Annotated in this window: 12 protein-coding genes; 11 read left to right on the top strand and 1 reads right to left on the bottom strand. The window is 35.7% G+C overall.

Features of this window, described 5'->3' with window-relative positions:
- The 5 genes from ACYSNQ_RS07105 (at position 1) to ACYSNQ_RS07085 (ending at position 6,440) form a co-directional block, all read left to right on the top strand.
- Positions 1–348, top strand: a complete 348-nt coding sequence (locus ACYSNQ_RS07105; protein ID WP_426082191.1) for a DUF2304 domain-containing protein — start codon at positions 1–3, stop codon at positions 346–348.
- Positions 348–686, top strand: a complete 339-nt coding sequence (locus tag ACYSNQ_RS07100; protein WP_426082190.1) for a hypothetical protein — start codon at positions 348–350, stop codon at positions 684–686. The genes ACYSNQ_RS07105 and ACYSNQ_RS07100 overlap by 1 nt, the downstream gene beginning before the upstream one ends.
- Before the next feature lie 27 nt (positions 687–713).
- Positions 714–2,633, top strand: coding sequence for a DUF2142 domain-containing protein (locus ACYSNQ_RS07095; RefSeq protein WP_426082189.1), 1,920 nt, complete (start codon positions 714–716; stop codon positions 2,631–2,633).
- A gap of 68 nt (positions 2,634–2,701) precedes the next feature.
- A complete protein-coding gene (locus ACYSNQ_RS07090; RefSeq protein ID WP_426082188.1) occupies positions 2,702–3,664 on the top strand; it encodes a glycosyltransferase family 2 protein in 963 nt (320 codons plus the stop codon).
- Positions 3,665–3,689: 25 nt separating this feature from the next.
- Positions 3,690–6,440, top strand: coding sequence for a YfhO family protein (locus tag ACYSNQ_RS07085; protein WP_426082187.1), 2,751 nt, complete (start codon positions 3,690–3,692; stop codon positions 6,438–6,440).
- 722 nt (positions 6,441–7,162) lie between these two features.
- Here ACYSNQ_RS07085 and ACYSNQ_RS07080 read toward each other — a convergent pair.
- Positions 7,163–8,125 carry a lysylphosphatidylglycerol synthase domain-containing protein gene (locus tag ACYSNQ_RS07080; RefSeq protein ID WP_426082186.1) on the bottom strand — a complete coding sequence of 321 codons (963 nt, stop codon included), beginning with the start codon at positions 8,123–8,125 and terminating at the stop codon, positions 7,163–7,165.
- A 277-nt stretch (positions 8,126–8,402) separates the two neighbouring features.
- On the opposite strand from ACYSNQ_RS07080, the gene ACYSNQ_RS07075 reads away from it, so the two are divergent.
- From ACYSNQ_RS07075 to miaA, 6 genes are all read left to right on the top strand, one after another.
- Positions 8,403–11,249 carry a GBS Bsp-like repeat-containing protein gene (locus ACYSNQ_RS07075; RefSeq protein WP_426082185.1) on the top strand — a complete coding sequence of 949 codons (2,847 nt, stop codon included), beginning with the start codon at positions 8,403–8,405 and terminating at the stop codon, positions 11,247–11,249.
- Positions 11,250–11,534: 285 nt separating this feature from the next.
- Positions 11,535–12,350 (top strand): ABC transporter permease, encoded by an 816-nt coding sequence (locus ACYSNQ_RS07070; RefSeq protein WP_426082184.1) that lies wholly within the window; start codon positions 11,535–11,537, stop codon positions 12,348–12,350.
- Positions 12,351–12,377: 27 nt separating this feature from the next.
- Positions 12,378–13,586, top strand: coding sequence for an ABC transporter ATP-binding protein (locus ACYSNQ_RS07065; RefSeq protein ID WP_426082183.1), 1,209 nt, complete (start codon positions 12,378–12,380; stop codon positions 13,584–13,586).
- The gene (locus ACYSNQ_RS07060; RefSeq protein ID WP_426082182.1) at positions 13,583–16,792 is read left to right on the top strand and encodes a glycosyltransferase; all 3,210 of its coding nucleotides are present in this window, start codon (positions 13,583–13,585) and stop codon (positions 16,790–16,792) included. Before ACYSNQ_RS07065 ends, ACYSNQ_RS07060 begins: the two co-directional genes overlap by 4 nt.
- A gap of 14 nt (positions 16,793–16,806) precedes the next feature.
- Positions 16,807–18,954, top strand: a complete 2,148-nt coding sequence (locus ACYSNQ_RS07055; protein ID WP_426082181.1) for a glycosyltransferase family 2 protein — start codon at positions 16,807–16,809, stop codon at positions 18,952–18,954.
- A gap of 183 nt (positions 18,955–19,137) precedes the next feature.
- Entirely contained in the window at positions 19,138–20,064 is a 927-nt protein-coding gene (miaA, locus tag ACYSNQ_RS07050) for a tRNA (adenosine(37)-N6)-dimethylallyltransferase MiaA (RefSeq protein WP_426082180.1), read from the top strand.
- The last annotated feature ends 1 nt before the right edge of the window (position 20,065 follow it).

Genomic DNA, 20,065 nt, shown 5'->3' with positions numbered 1-20,065 from the left:
TTGACAACATTATTTAGAATAGAAATGATGATTGTGGGAATCTTATTTTTCATTTTTGTCATTCGTTCAATTAATCGTAATAAGTTGAGCTTAAAAAGAGCAGCTAGTCTCCTTGTTTTAGGAGTTGCTCTCCTGCTATTTGGTATAGTACCCAGACTTGCTGAGAGTTTGAGCTCATTTTTTGGATTTGAGACAACCTCTAATTTCCTTTATTTTTGTGCGATTCTATTCTTGTTGATTTCAGCAATATTTCAAAGTATTTTATTGTCCAATCAGGAAGAAAAAATCAAAAATCTAGTTCAGGAAATGTCCATTTTGAAATCACAGAATAGTAAGGAGAAGAAATAATGATTTTATTTTTTATTTATGTTGTTTTATCTTCTTTAGGTCTCATCTTATTTAAACTGGGTTCTAAAGATTTGAATGTTGTTTTTCAACAGCAGCTATTTTCATTTTCCATGTCATGGATTGTACTTGCGGGTATCTTTTGCTATCTAGCCAGTTTTTTACTCTGGTTGGTAATAGTAAATAAATCAGAACTTTCATACATCTATCCGTTGTCAATCGCCTGTATAAATATTGCTATTTTAGTCGGTTCTCATTTTATTTTAAATGAAGCAATCGGAATCAAAGAGCTAGTTGGAACAGGGGTCATTATCATTGGAATTATATTAATGAAAATTTAAACTGTAAGGTAAGGATGGGAAACGTAAATGGGAAAGCGGCATGCAGTTAAATACAACAAAAAGCTTCTAATTGGGTTAATAGTGCTGACTGCGCTTGTAGCTGCGGTACTAATTGAAGCACTTGGGTTTAATTTTAAAAATATTACGGCTGAAAACGTTGATTTGAAAATTACAGAAATAAAGACGGCTGGTTTTAAGAAGGATGAACAAGGGAACTTAACAGCTGAGCAAAATAATGCAAATATTACCTTGAAGTTTGATAAGAAATTCATTAAAAATTTTAAGTATGATATTGGCTTAGTAACAGTTGGTGATTACCAAAATCCTCCCAAATATGAAGTACAAGTGAATGGTAAGGATCTCTTAAGAAAATATAATAGTGTGTATAATAATTATTTTGGGATTAAGGAAAAAACAATTGTTCTTAATCAAGAAACAAACGAAATATTTATGAGTTTTTCGAACATGAAGGATTCTGCAATTAAAATAGATAATTATAGAGTCGCAAACTATTTCCAATTTAATAAAGTTAGATTCTTGATTATTTTTATGTTTAGTTTATTAATACTTTTGATTATTTTCTTTAGGAAACTTGAAATAAAAATGGAAATTTTTACTCCAATAGTGATTGTTTCGTTTGGTTTACTTTGTTCTGTATTAGTTCCTCCCCATCATACATGGGATGAGTTTGCTCATTTTATTAAATCCTATGACCTTGCAGAAGGACATGTATTTCCTAAAAATGGTGTAGAACGAGAGTATCCGGTGGGGTTAGAAAAACTTGATTACACTGCTAATTTGGAATATCAGTCCTATGATGATTTTCTTGTCGTTAAGCAGCATCTTTCTGATGTATCTGCTGAGAAAAAAGAAAAGAAAGCTTATAATTCAACCGCAATTATCAATTTATTTGTTCCCTATATTCCCAGTGGTGTAGGCATGAAAATTGCAATGATTTTCAAGCTGCCTATTCTATATTATTTGATTTTTGGGCGAATGATGAATGTTTTATTATATGCACTTTTAGCTTATCTGGCAGTTAAGAAGACACCTGTTTGTAAAAATTTAATGGCGTTTTTTGCAATGTTGCCAATAAATATTTTTTTGGCGGCTTCGCTATCCTGTGATTTTCTGGCAACCGGCTGTATTTTGCTGGCGTTAGCTTATACATTGGATCTTCTTGTTAATAAAAAGAAAGCATCAGCTAAGGACATTGTACTTTTGTTTGTCTTGTATACATGTATTACTTTTGCAAAAGTTTCCTATGCGCCAATGTTCTTGTTTATGTTTTTACTGGGCAAAAATCAATTTTCAGATAAATCAAAACGCCGAATCTATTATGGTGCGGTTGTCATTGTGACGGCAGTTGTTGCTATAGGCACCTATTTATATGCCCAAAAGCTAGGCATTGTCCAGTGGCCTAAGGACGGGGTTGACAGTAAGCTTCAAGTACTGGGAATCCTAAAAAATCCGATTGGCTATCTGCAAATGCTGTTTACCTTTTTAGCAGATAACTCAATACACTACATTCAAAATATGTTCTCTTTCTTTGCTTATCTAGGGAATGCTACACCGCTGGTTGTCTTATTGACGACAGGAACAACGCTATTCTTGTCTTGGTTTGATTTGCCAAACTACCCTGTTAATGAGTTTGATGGACTTAGTAGAATTGATAAATCAATTCTTTATGTTGGAAGTTTTGGTGCTTTAGGCTTATCATTGACAGCCCTATATGTTAGTTTTACTCCAGTAGGTCAAAATGCTGTCCAAGGATTTCAAGGAAGATACTTGTTAGCGATTCTCTTTCCTGTTTTGCTTGCATTTAGAAACAAAGGGGTTCGCTCACCATTCGATAAAGCTTTTCTAGAAAGAGTGGTTTGCGTAATGATTATACTCGTTTCTATGCCGCTATTTCAGATGATGCTCACTTATTTTTATAACTCTTAGTACATTTAGAAGTATGGATATTGGGTATCTGTATTTTTTGAAAATAACTTTACAAAAGGATGAAACAAATGAAATTAATTATTCAAATTCCCTGTTATAATGAAGCAGAAACACTTGAAATTGCGTTGAATGATTTACCAAAACAAATCGATGGTATTGATAAGATTGAAGTCTTGATTATTAATGACGGCAGCCAGGATAATACTGTAGAAGTTGCAAAAAACTGGGGCGTTGACTACGTTGTCAACTTTAAACGAAATAAAGGACTTGCTAAGGGGTTCATGGCAGGGCTGGATGCTTGTCTGCGTAATGGAGCAGATATCATCGTTAATACGGATGCCGATAATCAATATAACGGAGCAGACATTGAAAAGCTAGTGCGCCCGATTCTTAATGGTGAAACAGATATTGTGATTGGAGAGCGTCCCATTGCTCAAACAGAGCACTTCTCACCTCTAAAAAAGAGACTACAAAAATTGGGAAGCTGGGTAGTTAGAAAAGCTTCGAAATCTGATATCCCTGATGCTCCAAGCGGATTTAGAGCTTATAGTCGAGTCGCTGCTATGAAAATGAATGTAGCTAATGAGTATACTTATACATTAGAGACTATCGTTCAAGCCGGTAGAAATAAAATTGCAATGACCTCAGTACCAATTCGAACAAATGGTGAGCTTAGACCTTCAAGGTTATTTAGCAGTATGTTTGGCTATGTAAAAAAATCTATGTTAACTATTTTAAGAGCTTTTATGATGTATAAGCCATTGATGTTCTTTACTGTTTTAGGTGGAGTCATGTTTACTGTTGGGGCTGTTTTAGGTATTCGTTTCCTGATATTTTTCCTTCAAGGTGCTGGTAATGGTCATGTTCAGTCATTGATTCTAGCAAGTACGCTGCTTTTAATTGGTTTTCAAACATTTGTTATTGGCTTGCAGGCGGATCTAATTTCTGCAAACAGAAAACTTTTGGAAGATATTCAATATAGAGTTAGAAAATTAGATTATGATTCATCAGAAAGAGAAGAAAAAAAATAATTAGCGGGGGAAAGAAATACTAACTATGAGAGAGCAAAAATTTCTTCATAAGATTAAAAGTAATATTTGGATATATGTAGGGTTGATACTTGTATTTTTATTGGTATTTTCTAGCATTGTATTTGATGATTTTAAACTATCTTTCACAAATATAATGTACGCTTTTCCACCGTTCAGTTCACAGAATGTGGCTATTGATGGTCCGTTGCTCTCAGACGTGGTTGATCAAAACTATACTGTTTTTTTTAACTATATTCATGATTTTACATTCACCTTTTGGAATCCCCAAGCAGGGATAGGAGTCCCGCAAAGCATGTGGTTCTTTCTGTTTCCACTGCATTATTTATTCCTGCTGCCGTTGGATATTGGAATATTTTTGTTTTCTTTATCCAAATTTCTTATAGGTTTTATTGGAATGTATTTACTAGTCAGAGAATACGGAGCAAATAAAAGCAGTTCTTTTATAGCGGGGATAATTTTCACTTTCTCTTCTATTTTAGTATATTGGCACGGATGGCCTCACACAAGTGTAGCAATATTGGCACCTTTCATGTTTTTATTGACGGAGAAGTTCTTTAAAACAATGAAATTGAAGTATCTGTTTTTATTATCAGCATTAACTTATTTTTCTTTAGTAGCTGGTATGCCGACATACACTGCTTACTTTTTATATTTGTTGGGGCTATACGTTTTAGTTTATACTATCAAGAATTTTAAAAATGACAAAAGAAAAATGATGATTATTTTTGTCTGTTTCTTTATCGCCATTATGGTTGCTGCGGTGGCTAGCCTTCCTTATACTGGAGATTTACTTACTTCAGTAGGTTCGAATGGCTATGCTGATTCGAGGAAGTATCAAGCAACACGAGTTTTGAATTTTGAACATATTCGTTCGATGATTTTTCCAACTATTCGTTCTGCAGGAATGGAAGGTCATGTAAATGAAGGAACAATGTACACTGGAATATTAGCAGTTCTTCTATTTCCTTTTTCTTTAATTAATAGAAAAGAGAAACGTACGACCGTTTTCTGGTTTGTTACTTCTGTTGTTTTGCTATTACTTATTTTTACCGGAGTATTCGATGTAGTATTTACAAGACTACCAATGATTAATACGTCGGCAAAACCACGAGTAATTGTATTGCTTAATTTTTCGCTAGCAATCCTAACTGGTTTAAACTTAAATGATTTAATGAGGAATGCAACGAGATCTGTTAAGAAGAAGCTAGGACTAATTGCTTGCCTTGGAATAGGCTTTTTCCTGTTTTTAGTTGCTGCGAATACGCTAGGTGTTTTTTCAGAGCTTGACCCAGAAAAACAAACTGAATTTTATCGGATTTATCTTGTGTTAATTGGAAGTAGTATGGCCATTGCTGCGGCACTATTTTCAAAATCCAAGAAGCTTAAAGGAATATTGGTATCTATTGTATCCTTACTCGTCATATGGGACATGGGAACATTCACTAAAGAATATCTGCCGATGATTGATAAATCAGCCGATGTGATTCCAGAGCCCACTGATACAATTAAATATATGCAGGAAAATACAAAAAATCAGGAAAAAATTGCGATGTTGGGTAATTGGAATCTGTTTCCTTCCACAAATGTGTTTTATGGGATTCGAGATATCAGAGGTCATGATTTTGCTTATACAAATGAAGAAATAATAAACTATTACAAAGCTATAGATAAAACGGCTTATGATTCACCAACTAGAATTAGTTTAAAACATATTGATAATATTAACCTCATTAAATACTTAGGTGTTAAGTATATTTCTACAAATAGTCTAACAACTTTGGATGATAGATATGCAGATATTAGCTTTGTTCCAACTTTGAGTGTTTACAAAGGACATGGTTTTGAGCAGGAATTTACTGCTACTGTGCAAGGATTAAGCCAAATGACTGTTTTAGTCGGAACTTCTGACTATGAATTTGGAGAAAATGATACATTAACTTTTGAAATCATCGATAGAAATTCGGGTAGTATTGCTAGTCAGGCAACAACAAAAGTTAAAGGCTTAAGAAATAATGCACCATTCACCTTTAAGTTTCCAAGCATTGATAATTCTTTGGATAAGGATTATGTGCTTAGAGTTTCCAGTAATCTAGCTAAAGAAATGCCAATGGCTTTTTATACTACCGAAAAACAAGTATATGATGGCGAAATCTTCTATGGAAATGAAGAAATCTCAGGTTCATTAATTCTAGCACAAACGAACGCTGAAGAAACTTACTATGGTAAAGATGGTTTCTTTACAACTGACATTGAGGAATATTCTGAACAGCTTGAGATAGTAAATTCTATTGTAGTTAAAGACTCAAAAAATGATATTTTAGAAGCTATGTCTGATGAGTATCAGCCAAACACGATGTTTATAACAGCAAAGGAAGCTGAAAAGCTAGACGTTGATGAAATTTCAACATCCGCTATCAAATCTAGTGAAGGTATAGAAGAGATAGAAAATCTTAAAAATGGCACAGTTACCTTCAAAACTAATTTTGAAGAACAACGAGTGGTTCTTTTAAATGAGTATAATGATAACAACTGGACTGTTTATGTTGATGGGGAAAAGGAAGCTGTTTATAGTGGGAATTACCTTTTGAGAGCAGTTAAGGTGCCGGCAGGTAATCATAGTGTTGAATTTAAGTATGAACCGAAATATAAGTTGCTGTTTACTAAAATTGCTATTGGTACGGCAGTTGTGTTCATTTTGCTATGGGTATCAATGAAGTGGTGGGAAAAAAAGTTAAGATTAAATAATCAAAACTAAACCAAAAAGGTTCTATTTCAACTTGTGTTGTTAGAACAAAAACTGAATGACATTGAAGAGCTTGAAACAAAAAACAGAGAAACTCTGATTTTGTTTCAAGCTCTTCTTCATGCTGCGAAAAATAAGATTTTGAATATTATAAGTACGCAAACGAAAATGATAGAAAGTGCGATAACTATGGGTAAAACACTTGATTCCCTTATTCTTGCTGTTTGGCTCTTTTGTGACACCATTGGAGAAAGAATAACGAAAAGCATTAGTGATTCCTTGTTTGTTTTTTTAGGTCTGTTTCTTTTTAAAACAAGTAGGAATCCTGACATCTAACGTATCGAGTTCCTCAAAGAAACGTAGGGCATCACGAAAGGGCTATTTGAAAACTGAATGGTGTCATAAGCGATGTGTAATATAGAATCATAACTAAGCAATTCATCGACATGTTTGTCTGAGCCAAGAGGCGCTTAACTAATGGATGGTACAGACAGAACTGACTATCCAGTTTAGATGAAACCTTAAGAAATAACTTCCAATATTTTTATCCATAGGAAACAACCGTTCTGATGCTTTGTGATTTCAATTGAGTTTATTTTTTCCACTTGTTGTTCCTTTATTTTTTTGAACATTCAAAAAATACTGACAGATTTTTCACTAACACAAAATGTTGTAGACCCCAAAAAAACTGGAACATTTTAGGAGCTAGTAGACTCCAGAAATGTTCCAGTTTTTTATTTTTCAATACTACTTTCTTTATGCTGGCCATCTTTTTTTAACATGTTAAAAATTAAGACCAATAAAAATGCCAGACCATCAGCAACAGTTGTCAAGACTCTAAAAATCACCATTGCAAAGGTAATTACTCCCTCATTTATGAGACCACCAGTGGCTCCAGCCATGACTGCTTCTCGAATTCCAATGCCTGCCGGTGCTCCAGGTGTAATAAAACCAACCAGCCAGGAAAATGTATAAGCAGAAAACAATTGAAGAAACAACTGAGGATTTAGGCTGACATCAAGAACATAAACAAGTAGAGCTGTAAACAACAGACTTTGAATCATCATTGTAAATATATAGTAAATCAAAGCTGAAACAAAACCTTTTAATGTTTGAAGAGTAATAAATTGTTTTATTGTTTTAAAAAAAGTATGAGCTTTTTCTCGAAAAGCATAGACAACCACTGCAGCACCAAGAATCAGAGCAATAAATCCGATACAAATAAAAAGTATCGTCTGTGAATTAAAATGAAAAGAAAAGCCATGCTGGAAAAAATAGATTGACGATAGAACAACTGCTGCCAGAACGTTAATAAAAATATCAAAAACAGTCGCTGTAGCTACTTTTAGATGTGGTATTTCACGTTTGGTTGCCAGCTCATTACGACCGACATACTGAAATACATTCCCAGGGAGATACTTTAGCAAATTAGATTTTGTATAAACCATGATTGTATCCCGCCAGGGCATTTTCTTGGCAGAAAAGATTTCCACCAATTTTTTCCACGGATAACAGTTAGTAATGATAATTATAGTTAAAATAAGAGTGATGCCTGTAATTGTGAAAATATTTTGTTGTTTAAATAAAATGGTGTAGTCCAGTGAACTGGTAAATAGTTTTCTGAAGACGAAAAACACTGCTACAAGGGTAATAATATTACCTAAAATATTCAGAATTTTTTTCACTTTTGTATTCATTATTTTCTCACTTTCTGATAGTTACTAGCTTCAATTTTACTCTAAAATAATTAGAGGAGCAAATTTTTTTGAGAGCTTGTTTAAGCTAAAGGAATAGTTAAAAAGTTATAATCTATCTTGCAATTAAAAGATTATTTGATTACTATTAAGTGTCTACATAGTTTTTTACTTAATAGTTGTTAAATAAAATGATAAACTATACATGCAAATTTACTTAAGTTTTAGATGAAGTTTGAATAATAGCGGGTTAAAAAAAAGAAAATGGAGTTTTAAATTAATGAAGAAAAAATTACTTTTTACAGCTAGTTGTCTAGCCTTATTTATGAATGCGGCTTTGCCAATGACATATGCTTTTGCGGAAGATACTGAACCGGGAATAACTATTCCTGAGGAAAACAATTCTTTGAGTGATGAGCTTCCTTCGCCACTTAATGAAGGAAGTAGCGTGCAGGAGTCTCAGTCGTCAGAAGAAGCTGAGCCATCGACTGAATCCTCAATGGAACTATCGGAAGCTCCTGTTGCTGAAATGAGTGAAAGTGATGTTGAAGAGGAAGTAAATGATCCAAATGGTTTTACAGAACCTTCTCCTAGTAGTCGTTCAGACCTTGCTATAGCAGCAAGAAGTCTGGCTCGAGCGACAATCGATACAGTTTATGCTGGTGAAAAGAATAGACCCGTTCTGAGCTTTATTGATATTTCTTCTCACAACGGCACAATTACAACTAGTCAGTACCAGATGATGAAGACCTATGGTGTTAAAGGGGTTGTGGTTAAATTAACAGAAGGAACTACTTATTTTAACCCGTATGCTCAGTCTCAAATAGCTAATGCAAAAGCAGCAGGAATGATGGTATCTGTCTATCATTACAGTCACTATACTACGACAAGCGGTGCTCAGAATGAAGCAGCCTTCTTTGCTAGCAAAGCTCAATCTTTGAATTTACCTAAGGATACAGTGATGGTTTCGGATATTGAAGAACCGACTATGCGGATTGCTTCTTTAAATACAAATACAACAGCGTTTAAAAATAAATTGAATGCAGCAGGGTATTCAAAAGTTGCCTATTATCTTTCTCAAAGCTGGCTGGATACAGCTGGAGGTTTATTTAATACAGGTCTTTTTGGAAAAGGAAATATTTGGGTAGCTCAATATCCTTATTCGCCAACTGCATCTCAGAACTGGAACAGTGATTTTTCTTCATGGCAGTGGTCATCCAACTTTTATTTCCCAGGTATTTCTCATCCCTTTGATGTGAATACGGACTATACTGGTTTGTTTACTAATAATGGCAACCAGTGGAAACCAAGTATCCCTGTAACTGCTCAAACGACTGTTAATGATACAAATGGCTCAGAAACAACTTTTAGAGCGACTGCTTCTGTTAGTGCAGGGGGTTATACACCCTATAGAGTCTATTTTCCAGCTTGGTCTGACACTGGCGGTCAAGATGACTTGATTTGGTATGAAGGTCAACTGAACAACGATGGTACTTGGAGTGCAAATATTGATATTACCAAACATAAAACTAGTGGAAAGTATCAGGTTCATACCTATGTTCAAATGCTTGCGACTACTGAGAGTATAAATACTGGTAGTAATTCGTTTTCGGTTACTCCGCCTTCCTTTGAAGCAAGTGTTGATGTAGCGGCAGCTGCTAAGGGGAAATTTGAAGTAACTATAAAACCGTCTTCTAATTCAGGTGTAAAAGAAATTCAAGTGCCTATCTGGAGTCAAGCAAATCAATCAGATATTCAATGGTATACAGCGAAGCTGCAGAATGATGGAGCTTACAAACTGAGTGCGACAATCAGTAATCATAATTACAATGTAGGGAACTATAAAGTTCATGTCTATATGACAACGAATAATGGTATTAGAGTGGCTAAGTCATTAGGTGAAGTAACGGTCAGTGAGATTGGAAATCTTAATGGGATAACTACAGTGGCAGATGTAGACGGGAAAGAGACGACCTATAAAGGAACTGCTTCTGTTGACATGGGTGCTTATGGAGACCCCTCAGCAATTTTGTTTGCTGTTTGGAGTCAACAAAATGGACAGGATGATTTAGTTTGGTATACTGCGGCAAAACAAGCAGATGGTACCTATACTGCCAATTTTGATATTAAAAGACATAAAACGGCTGGGATATACAGTGTCCATACGTATGCGCGTTTAAAAAACAACTCTATGAAAAACATTACTTCAGGAACATTTACGGTTTCGACACCAGGAGTTTCTGCAACTGTTGATACGAAGAATGCTGCTAAAGGGACATTCAGTGTTAGCATAAATTCATCCTCTAAATCTGGGATAAGTAAAATTCAGGTTCCTATTTGGAGCCAGCCTGGACAAAAGGATTTAAAATGGTACACAGCTGAAAAGCAGTCAGATAACACATACAAAGTAGTGGCTGATGTTGCAAATCATCAATTTAATAATGGCACATATACTGTTCATGCATACGTAGATGCAGGTAACGGGATTCGTGCAGCTGTATCTGCAGGGACAGTTAATGTTTCATTAGAGCCAGTCTCCGGCACTACTGAAATTAAAGACAGCAGCGGCAATGAAACTTCATATACTGCAAAAGCAAAAGTGAATATGGGCGGGTATGGTACGCCGGCAACCGTTTATTTTGCGACATGGAGCCAGGCTGGCGGTCAAGATGATTTAGTATGGTACACTGGCACAAAACAGTCAGACGGCTCATATTCAGTAAACATTCCAATAAGCAGACATAAAACTGCTGGAGTCTATAATGTTCATACTTATGTCAACTTAAAGAATGGAACGAAGAAGGCAATTGGAACCGATACGTTTACTGTCTCTACGCCTGATTTGACCGTTGCCACAACTAATATTAATCGTTCTAAAGGTACTTTTGACGTCATCGTTACTCCAAATTCAAAATCAGGAGTTGATAAAATTCAGGTACCTGTATGGTCTAAAAGCAATCAATCAGATATAAAATGGTATACAGCTGTAAAACAGGCGAATGGCACATATAAAGTGACTGTAAATAAACAAAATCATAAAAATGCTTCTTCGTTTACTGTTCATGCGTATCTTTATGCGAAAAATGGGATTACTCGTGCGATAAATGCAGGCAAAGTATCACTTTAGTCTAATTAGCTAAAAAGAAATAAATGAAGCTTAAAAGTAAGGGTTTGAAATAGATTCAATTTGAATTTTATTTCAAACTCTTTTCGCATGGTCTGAAAACTTCAAGTTTTGGTCGAAGCTTGATTTATAGAGTTCTTTTCAGTAAAATGGACATGTTGACCTCGAAGATAAGTATTAAATTTTTATAAAGCAACATACATCTTATCTCCAGATGGCATATAATACTTTTTGAGATAAAAGTGTAAATCGACAAATAACATATCTTTGATGCAGAAAGGAAAAAAAATGATTACAGCAACGAAAGAGTTAGTAAGTTTTATAAGAGATATTTACCAAAATAAGAAATTGACGATTCAATTTTCTTTTAATGATTTTAAATCACGTTATGCGGGTTCTTTTTTTGGGATTTTTTGGGCTTTTGTGAATCCGTTGGTAACAGTATTAACTTATTGGTTTGTTTTTGGATTCGGATTAAAAGCTGGTTTAACAGATGGGAAATACCCATTCCTTGTTTTTCTTGTAACCGGTATTGTACCGTGGTTTTTCTTTTCTGATTCATTAACCTCTTCTACTGGTGTGTTTAGAGATTATAATTATTTAGTGAAAAAGGTTGTATTCAACATTCGAATATTGCCAACAGCAAAGGTGATGTCCAATCTATATACACACTTGTTCTTTATTTTTATTACGTTAAATATTTGTATTCTGCACGGATTTTTCCCAACAATGCAGACACTTCAAATTGTATACTACCTATTTTGTTTATGTGCATTCCTTACAGGAATTACCTGGCTGACTGCATCTATTCAACCCTTCTTACCAGATATCATGCAGTTGATAGGGGTTCTTTTACAGACAATCATGTGGACATTGCCAGTATTATGGTCGCCAAGTCAGTTTTCCCCTAGAATTATCCAACTACTAAAACTGAATCCATTGTATTACATTGTGCAGGGCTACAGGGAATCATTTTTGAGTCAAGGTTGGTTTTGGGATCATTGGGCACTGACTCTTTATTTCTGGGGCTTTACGCTTGTACTATTGCTGCTTGGAGCAGTTGTATTTAAACGACTAAGACCTCATTTTTCAGATGTTTTATAATAGTAAAGAATTTAAGGAGACAGCGATATGTCAGAATATGCAATTCAAATAGATAATCTAACAAAAACATATAATATGTACGGAAAACCTTCTGACCGATTTAAAGAAGCTTTGGATCCCAGAAGAAGAAGCTATCATGATGTTTTTTATGCATTGAAAGATGTCAACGTTCATGTGAAAAAAGGTGAAATGATTGGATTTGTCGGAGAAAATGGTTCTGGTAAATCAACGATGCTAAAAATCATTACAGGAGTACTAACGCCCACATCTGGCACTTTAGAAATTGATGGGAAAATATCAGCTTTGCTGGAACTGGGTTCTGGTTTTAATCCTGAATATTCAGGATACGATAATATCTATCTGAATGGGATGGTTTTAGGATTTAGTAGAGAAGAAATCAGTGAGATGGAGCAGGATATTATTAATTTTGCCGATATTGGTGATCATTTGTATCAGCCGGTAAAAACCTATTCCAGTGGGATGTTTGTCCGTTTAGCATTTGCAGTGGCAATTAACGTTAATCCGGATATTCTGATTGTCGATGAAGCACTTGCTGTTGGGGATTTGGAATTTCAACTGAAGTGTATGGATAAATTTACAGAAATTAAAAACTCAGGCAAGACAATTTTATTTGTATCGCATGATATTAACTCTGTTAGACGTTTTTGCGACAGGGTGTACTGGCTCAAGAATGGGGAAGTAGTTGAAGAAGGAGATACAATGGAAGTTACTTCCAACTATGAAAACTTTCTGAAGAAGAAATCAATTAAAACAATTGAAGCTGAAAAAGTAATGAAGAATGAAGAAACGGTACCTGATATTGTTGAAGTGACAAGTGCTGAGCTACTTGATGGAACCTTACAGCCAGTTGATATCGTTCAGCAAGATGAAAAAGTAGTTGTAAAAATTAATTATACTGTTAAAAATGCCGATATCCGTAAACCAGTTTGTGGTGTAGCGATTCGGACTGTTGATAATCATTATGTCTGTGGTTTAAATACTCTGTTAGATAAAATTGAAATTCCTTGGGAACCAGGAGAAAATGTTTTTTATATTGAATACAATAAAATGTCTCTTCTGACAGGCGAATATTATTTTGATATTGCTTTCTTTGAAGAACATGCCACAGTACCATTGGAGTATAAAACAAAATACTTAAAAATGTTCATCAGCGGACAGTACACAGGCGAGGGCATTGTGATACTAGATCATGAATGGAAGGATACCATGAAATGAAGTATGATTTTGAAATGGATTTAGATGAAAGCACAAGTGTTGGCAAGATAGCTGCATATATCAATGAAAACAGTCGTGTGTTAGAGTTTGGTCCAGGAAATGGCAGAATGACAGAATATCTGCAGAAGGCCAAAAACTGTAATGTTTCTATTGTTGAACTGGATAAGGAACTATTTGATCATGTAAGTACTTTTGCTGATGATTCTTTTTATGGAAATATTGAAGAGTATACTTGGGTAAAGCACTTCGAAGGCAAGACTTTTGACTACATCATTTTTGCTGATGTATTAGAGCATCTCTTAAACCCTGTCAAAACATTAGAGATTGTCAAAGGATTTTTAAACCCAGAAGGGGAAATTCTGATTACATTTCCTAACCTGGCGCATAATTCTGTACTAATTAATTTGTTTAACAATAAGCTTGAATGGACAGAATATGGATTGTTGGACGCAACACATAAAACATTCTATACACAATCCGGTTTTGAGAAAGTGTTCGATTCTCTAGGACTATATATTAATAAAGAAGATTTTACAATCAATGAAGTAGGAAATAATGAGATTGATGCTCATTACGAAGACCTGCCGATTGAGGTCCACGATGCCTTTAGAAAGCGGCCCTTTGGAGAAGTTTATCAGTATTTCTACGCGTTAAAACAACATCCTGTTGAAGCGCCAGTCAGAATAACGCCAGATAATTCAAATTACTATAAGAGAGTAAAACTGGTTTATGATTACGGCGATTATGAAGAAGAAGAGATTGTTGTATTAAATACCTTTACAGGGGAAAACCGCAACTATTTTACCGATATTGCTAAAGAGGTGAAAAGTCTAACGATTTGGCCGTTTCCTGAAAATATTGGTGGAATCTTACGTTTCTTTATAGATGTTGAAGGTGAACAAGTTCATCGTTTTGAGACAAGTGCGGTATTTTATGAAAAGGAAAAATTTGTCTTTTCAAATATTTTTCCTGCCTATATAAAAATTGACCATGATGAAATTGCTGGAAAATCTGTTGTTCTTAACTTTGATTACATTTTTCAAGGACAGTTTATATTGGAATTAAATGATATGATGGCATCTATTCGTAAAATTCAGGAAGAAAAACAGTTAATAGCTGATCGGTATTACGAACTAGTAAAGAGTGATGAATGGATACCTGCTGATAGGAAAGGGGAAGAAAACTTCCCGCGTACACCAGTAGACGAACTGAATCAGACACTCGCTCTGAATATCGATGAGGTCACTCGTAATGAAGATAGTAATACTAGCTTTATCAGAGGCTGGGGTGTTTCGAATGATGATAAGAAACCGTTGAATTTCCAGTTGACAACTGATAGTGCTCCTTATTTTAAAGTAAAAAGAGTGTATCGGAAGGAAATCAATGAAGGATTTGGATTTCCGAAAGAAGAAAAATATGGTTTCGAAATCGAAGTGGCAGATTATGAGCTGGAGCAGTTCTTTAATTTTATTATTACGACTGCTTCTGGAAGAGTTTGTAAGGTTACAATCAATCGCCATATCGGTATCTATTATCCGCCAAGAGTACCTTCAAAGCTGCGCCGTGTTTTAGGTGCGGTGAAAAGAAAAGGCTTGAAGGGCTCTGTTAACTGGTTATTAAATCGAAAGAGTCAGCAAAATATTTATGAGCACTGGGTTGAAGAGCATGAGCAGTATGATGTAGATCAGATTAAAGCTGAAATAAGCAGCTTTGATTATCAGCCGAAAATATCTGTTGCTGTTCCAGTTTATAATGTGGAAGAAAAGTGGCTGGCAGCTTGTGTGGGTTCTCTTAAGAATCAGTTCTATGAAAATTGGGAATTGTGTTTAGCGGATGATGCTTCACCGAAAGAGCATATTCGTCCTCTGCTGGAAAAATATGCAGCAGAAGATGAACGTATCAAACTAATCTTCCGTGAGAAGAATGGCCATATTTCTGAAGCTACTAATTCAGCGTTAGAAATTGCGACAGGTGATTATGTCGGATTTATGGATAATGATGATGAGTTAGCTCCAAATGCATTATATGAAATTGCTAAGGCTTTAAATAAGGATCCAAAAATAGATTTCTTTTATACAGATGAAGACAAGGTAACTGCTGAAGGCAAACGATTTGATGCTTTTTTCAAACCAAACTGGAATCAGCAATTAATTTTACAACATAACTACATCACTCATTTTGTGGTTTTAAAACGTGAATTGCTAGATAGAGTAGGCGGGTTGCGTACGGAGTATAATGGCAGTCAGGATTATGATTTTGTGCTGCGGGCTACAGAAGCTGCAAGCAGTATCCATCATATTGAAGGGATCTTGTATCATTGGCGTGCTATCGAAACATCTACTGCCTTAAATCCTGAAAGTAAGGATTATGCCTATACAGCTGGTAAAAAAGCATTAGAAGCAGCCTTTTCTCGGCGGGGTATTAAAGTTAACGTAAAAATCGCAGAATTTTATGGCTGCTACAAAACTGATTTTGTGTATGAGGATCAGCCAAAAGTTTCAATCGTACTAGTTCATGACAGCAAACACTTAAACGATAATTTAGCAACATTATTAAGCAAAACCTATTATGCTAATTTTGAAGTTATCATTTCAACATCATCTAAAGCGAAAGTTACAATTAACGATAGCCGCTTAAGATTTGTCGATGGAGATATTAATGAACGAATCAAACAATCTGATGGGGAGTTTGTTTTACTACTGAATGAAAAACTGGCGCCAACTTCTGGATCCTGGCTAACAGAGCTGATGAACTATGGTAGACAATCAGAATCAGGCGCGGTCTGTGGAAAACTTTCTTCTACTGGCAACATGATTGCGAATATTGGTGTTTCTATCGATCTAGATAAAATGAAATTAATCTATCCTGAACGTGGGAACCCTGAAACTAATCTGGGGTATTACTACCGAGCTGCATTGCCAAGAGGGATATATGCGGCGACAGAAGATTGTATGATTTTCAGAAGAGCTGATTTTGATTCAGTCGGCGGGCTTTCTGAAGATTTGGGAAGCCAACTAATGGGTGTGGATTTAAGTTTGAAAATTCGTCAAAACTTAGGGAAAGATATCGTTTATACGTCTTATGCTAGACTTAAAGAATCAGACCATCTGGATATTGATGTTTCAAGAGAGCAAATAGAAAAACTGGGATTAAACTGGTCTGAACAGCAACTAGACGATCCGTATAAGAACTCAATCTCATTGTAAACCTGGAGGGAAAAATGGATAAGAACTTAACAGTTACAGTAGACAGCATTGTCAGAAATGGACAGGACAACACAGTTACAGTCAAAGGCTGGGCATTTGATGAAAGTTGTAAAGAAACGCCTAAAATAACCGTTCAGAATGAGATAAATGCAGAGGTTACAATTAGTCAATTTTATCGAATGGATGTTAATGTTCTTTTTGATTTGCCTAATGAAATGAACGTCGGTTTTGAATTTGTTGTTAAACCTAAAAGTCCTTCTGGAAGAGTAGTTTTTAACTTTAAAACGGCAAACGCAGCTACCTCATATACTGTTAATCTGAAAAAGAAATATCCTGTTGAAAAGGGGACTGAAACTCCTTTACAGCTAAAGCTGGGTAAGGTTAGAAAAGGGTTAGGGTACTTAAAGCGTAACGGAATTAGCAGTACAATTAGACGCTATAAATTAGAGAAATTTATCAATGGTGACGAGTATAGAGCGTGGATGACTCAAAATGAAACAGAAACGATTCGTGATTGGGAAAAAGCGTTAGCCAGTTTAACTGATCAACCACTTGTCTCTATTATTATGCCTGTATATAATGTTGAGCCGAAATGGTTGGTTCGCTGCATTGAATCTGTCCAAAATCAGGTATATAGAAACATTGAATTATGTATTTGCGACGATGCATCAACTAATCCTGAAATTAAGAAGATAATAGAGAGCTTTTCAGAAAAAGACCCTCGAATTAAAGCAGTGTTTCGATCTGAAAATGGACATATAAGCGTAGCTAGTAATGATGCACTGAATCTAGCAACTGGCGAATTCGTTGCGCTGCTGGATAACGATGATGAGCTGTCTGTCAATGCAATTTTTGAGATTGTTAAAGAAATAAACAACCAGCCTGATGTAGATTTAATTTATAGTGATGAAGATAAAATCGATCAAGAGGGAGCAAGATTTGAGCCTCATTTTAAACCTGAATGGTCACCTGATTTACTAATGGGGACAAATTACATCTCCCATTTAAGTGTGTTTAGAACCAAAATTCTAAAGGAAATCGGCGGCTTTAGAGAAGGTGTCGAAGGTGCGCAGGATTATGATTTGGTTTTGCGATTCACTGAAATTATTCCTGAATCGCATATAAAGCACATTCCAAAAGTTTTATACCATTGGCGTGTGCTCCCAGGTTCTACTGCGTTGTCTCAAAAGGAGAAGGATTACGCAAGTGACGGCGGCCTAAAAGCATTGAGGGATGCTTTGTCTCGGCGTAAGTTAAATGGAACAATTCAACCGGGAATTGCTCCGGGATTTTATGATGTTGCTTATGAAGTAATCGATGAAGAATTAGTTAGTATCATTATTCCGACCAGAAATGGATATGATGATGTAAAAACTTGTGTGGATTCGATTATTGAGAAAACAACTTATCCTAATTATGAAATTGTCATTGCTGATAATGAGAGTGATGACCCGAAAATGGATGAACTTTATAAAGGATATAAAAATAAGCTGGGTGAAAGATTTATTGTTGAAGAAATTGATATTCCCTTCAATTATTCAAAAATCAATAATATTGCTGCCGCAAATTCAAATGGAAAATACGTATTATTTTTAAATAATGATACACAAGTTATTGCTGAGGACTGGATGACTAGGATGGTTTCTTATGCTCAGTTTGACCGTGTAGGCTGTGTTGGAGCAAAACTCTACTATCCAGATAAAACAATTCAGCATGCAGGTGTCATTATGGGACTGGGAAATGTTGCCGGCCACGGACATCACTACTTCCCTAACGGCGATATCGGCTATTTTGGTCAGCTTTACCTAGATGTAGATTATCTGGCAGTAACAGCTGCTTGCGTCTTATTGAAAAAGGCAGATTTTGAGGCAGTCGGTGGTTTTGATGAGGAATTCACAGTGGCATTTAATGATGTTGATTTATGTATGAAAGTCTATGAGCTTGGAAGATATAATGTTTGGGCGCATCAGGCTGAACTCTACCATTTTGAATCAAAATCCAGAGGCTATGAAACAACACCAGAGAAACTGCAGCGTTTTGAAGGTGAAAAGAAACTCCTTCAGAAAAAATGGCAGACATATATTGATCATGATCCGTTTTACAGTCCGCATTTAACTCGCGGAACAGGTAATTTTACGATTCGTATAGAAGCGGATGCTTAAATTTGTCGTCATAAAATGATGGATAAACTGTGTTTAAACAATTTGTGAAAATGAGGGGTGGACATGTAATCGATATGTCCGCCCTTTTGTACTTTCATTTGATAGGAGCAATTTGGAATGATAGAATGAACAGTATAAAATCACGGAAGCATAATAATTTATTAATGGGTGAATGATTTGGGAATGAAAAAAGTATTAGTCATTGTTGGACCAACAGCAGTTGGGAAAACGGCATTAAGTATACATATGGCAAAAAAATTTGATGGGGAAATCATTAGCGGAGATTCCATGCAGGTTTATAGAAAATTAGATATTGGTACAGCTAAAGTAACAAAAAGGGAGATGGAAGACATTCCCCATTATCTGATTGACTGTCGGGATATTACAGATTCGTATTCAGCAGCTGATTTTCAACGTGAAGCCCGAAGCTGCATCGAAGCAATCAATGGTAGAGGCAAGCTGCCGATTGTGGTCGGTGGAACAGGTCTTTATATTCAATCTTTGCTTTATGACTTCCAGCTTGGCGGAAAAAAAGAAAATGAATCACTAAAGCTGCGTGAGGAGTATAACTGCTATGCGGAGCAGAATGGAAATGAAGCGCTTTGGCAGCAGCTTCAAGAGAAAGATTCGTTGGCAGCCGCAGCAATTCATTTTAATAACCGCAAGAAAGTTATCCGAGCGCTGGAAGTCTTTGATTTGACAGGCTATAGTATTATGCGGCCCAAAGAACAGCCGCAGCAGCTTTATGATTATTTCCTGGTCGGTCTGGAAACGGAACGGGAACTTTTGTATCAGCGAATCAATCAAAGAGTGGATGAAATGCTGAAACAGGGTTTGTTGGAAGAAGCAGAATATACTTATGAAAATCTGGAAATGCAGGCGGCACAAGGAATTGGCTATAAAGAGTTTTTTCCGTATTTTCAAGGAAAAATTAGTTTGGAAGAGGCCGTTGAGCAAGTCAAGCAAAATTCCAGACGCTATGCTAAGCGTCAGCTGACGTGGTTTAGGAACCGGATGCAGGCAAATTGGATTAATCTTATTCAGCAACCCGATAGCTTGGCTGAACTGGACAGTACAATCGAAAAGTGGCTGAAGCAGGAGAGAAGGTAGT

The organism is Enterococcus sp. LJL51, assembly GCF_054871795.1.
Note: the sequence above shows the minus strand (reverse complement) of the source record. Positions and strands in the feature narration are given on the sequence as shown.

What these genes read in the sequence shown, in the direction of transcription:
- ACYSNQ_RS07100 (WP_426082190.1), top strand. Translation starts at nt 348, where the DNA reads ATGATTTTATTTTTTATTTATGTTGTTTTATCTTCTTTAGGTCTCATC.
- ACYSNQ_RS07095 (WP_426082189.1), top strand. Translation starts at nt 714, where the DNA reads ATGGGAAAGCGGCATGCAGTTAAATACAACAAAAAGCTTCTAATTGGG.
- ACYSNQ_RS07090 (WP_426082188.1), top strand. Translation starts at nt 2,702, where the DNA reads ATGAAATTAATTATTCAAATTCCCTGTTATAATGAAGCAGAAACACTT.
- ACYSNQ_RS07085 (WP_426082187.1), top strand. Translation starts at nt 3,690, where the DNA reads ATGAGAGAGCAAAAATTTCTTCATAAGATTAAAAGTAATATTTGGATA.
- ACYSNQ_RS07080 (WP_426082186.1), bottom strand. Translation starts at nt 8,125, where the DNA reads ATGAATACAAAAGTGAAAAAAATTCTGAATATTTTAGGTAATATTATT.
- ACYSNQ_RS07075 (WP_426082185.1), top strand. Translation starts at nt 8,403, where the DNA reads ATGAAGAAAAAATTACTTTTTACAGCTAGTTGTCTAGCCTTATTTATG.
- ACYSNQ_RS07070 (WP_426082184.1), top strand. Translation starts at nt 11,535, where the DNA reads ATGATTACAGCAACGAAAGAGTTAGTAAGTTTTATAAGAGATATTTAC.
- ACYSNQ_RS07065 (WP_426082183.1), top strand. Translation starts at nt 12,378, where the DNA reads ATGTCAGAATATGCAATTCAAATAGATAATCTAACAAAAACATATAAT.
- ACYSNQ_RS07060 (WP_426082182.1), top strand. Translation starts at nt 13,583, where the DNA reads ATGAAGTATGATTTTGAAATGGATTTAGATGAAAGCACAAGTGTTGGC.
- ACYSNQ_RS07055 (WP_426082181.1), top strand. Translation starts at nt 16,807, where the DNA reads ATGGATAAGAACTTAACAGTTACAGTAGACAGCATTGTCAGAAATGGA.
- miaA (WP_426082180.1), top strand. Translation starts at nt 19,138, where the DNA reads ATGAAAAAAGTATTAGTCATTGTTGGACCAACAGCAGTTGGGAAAACG.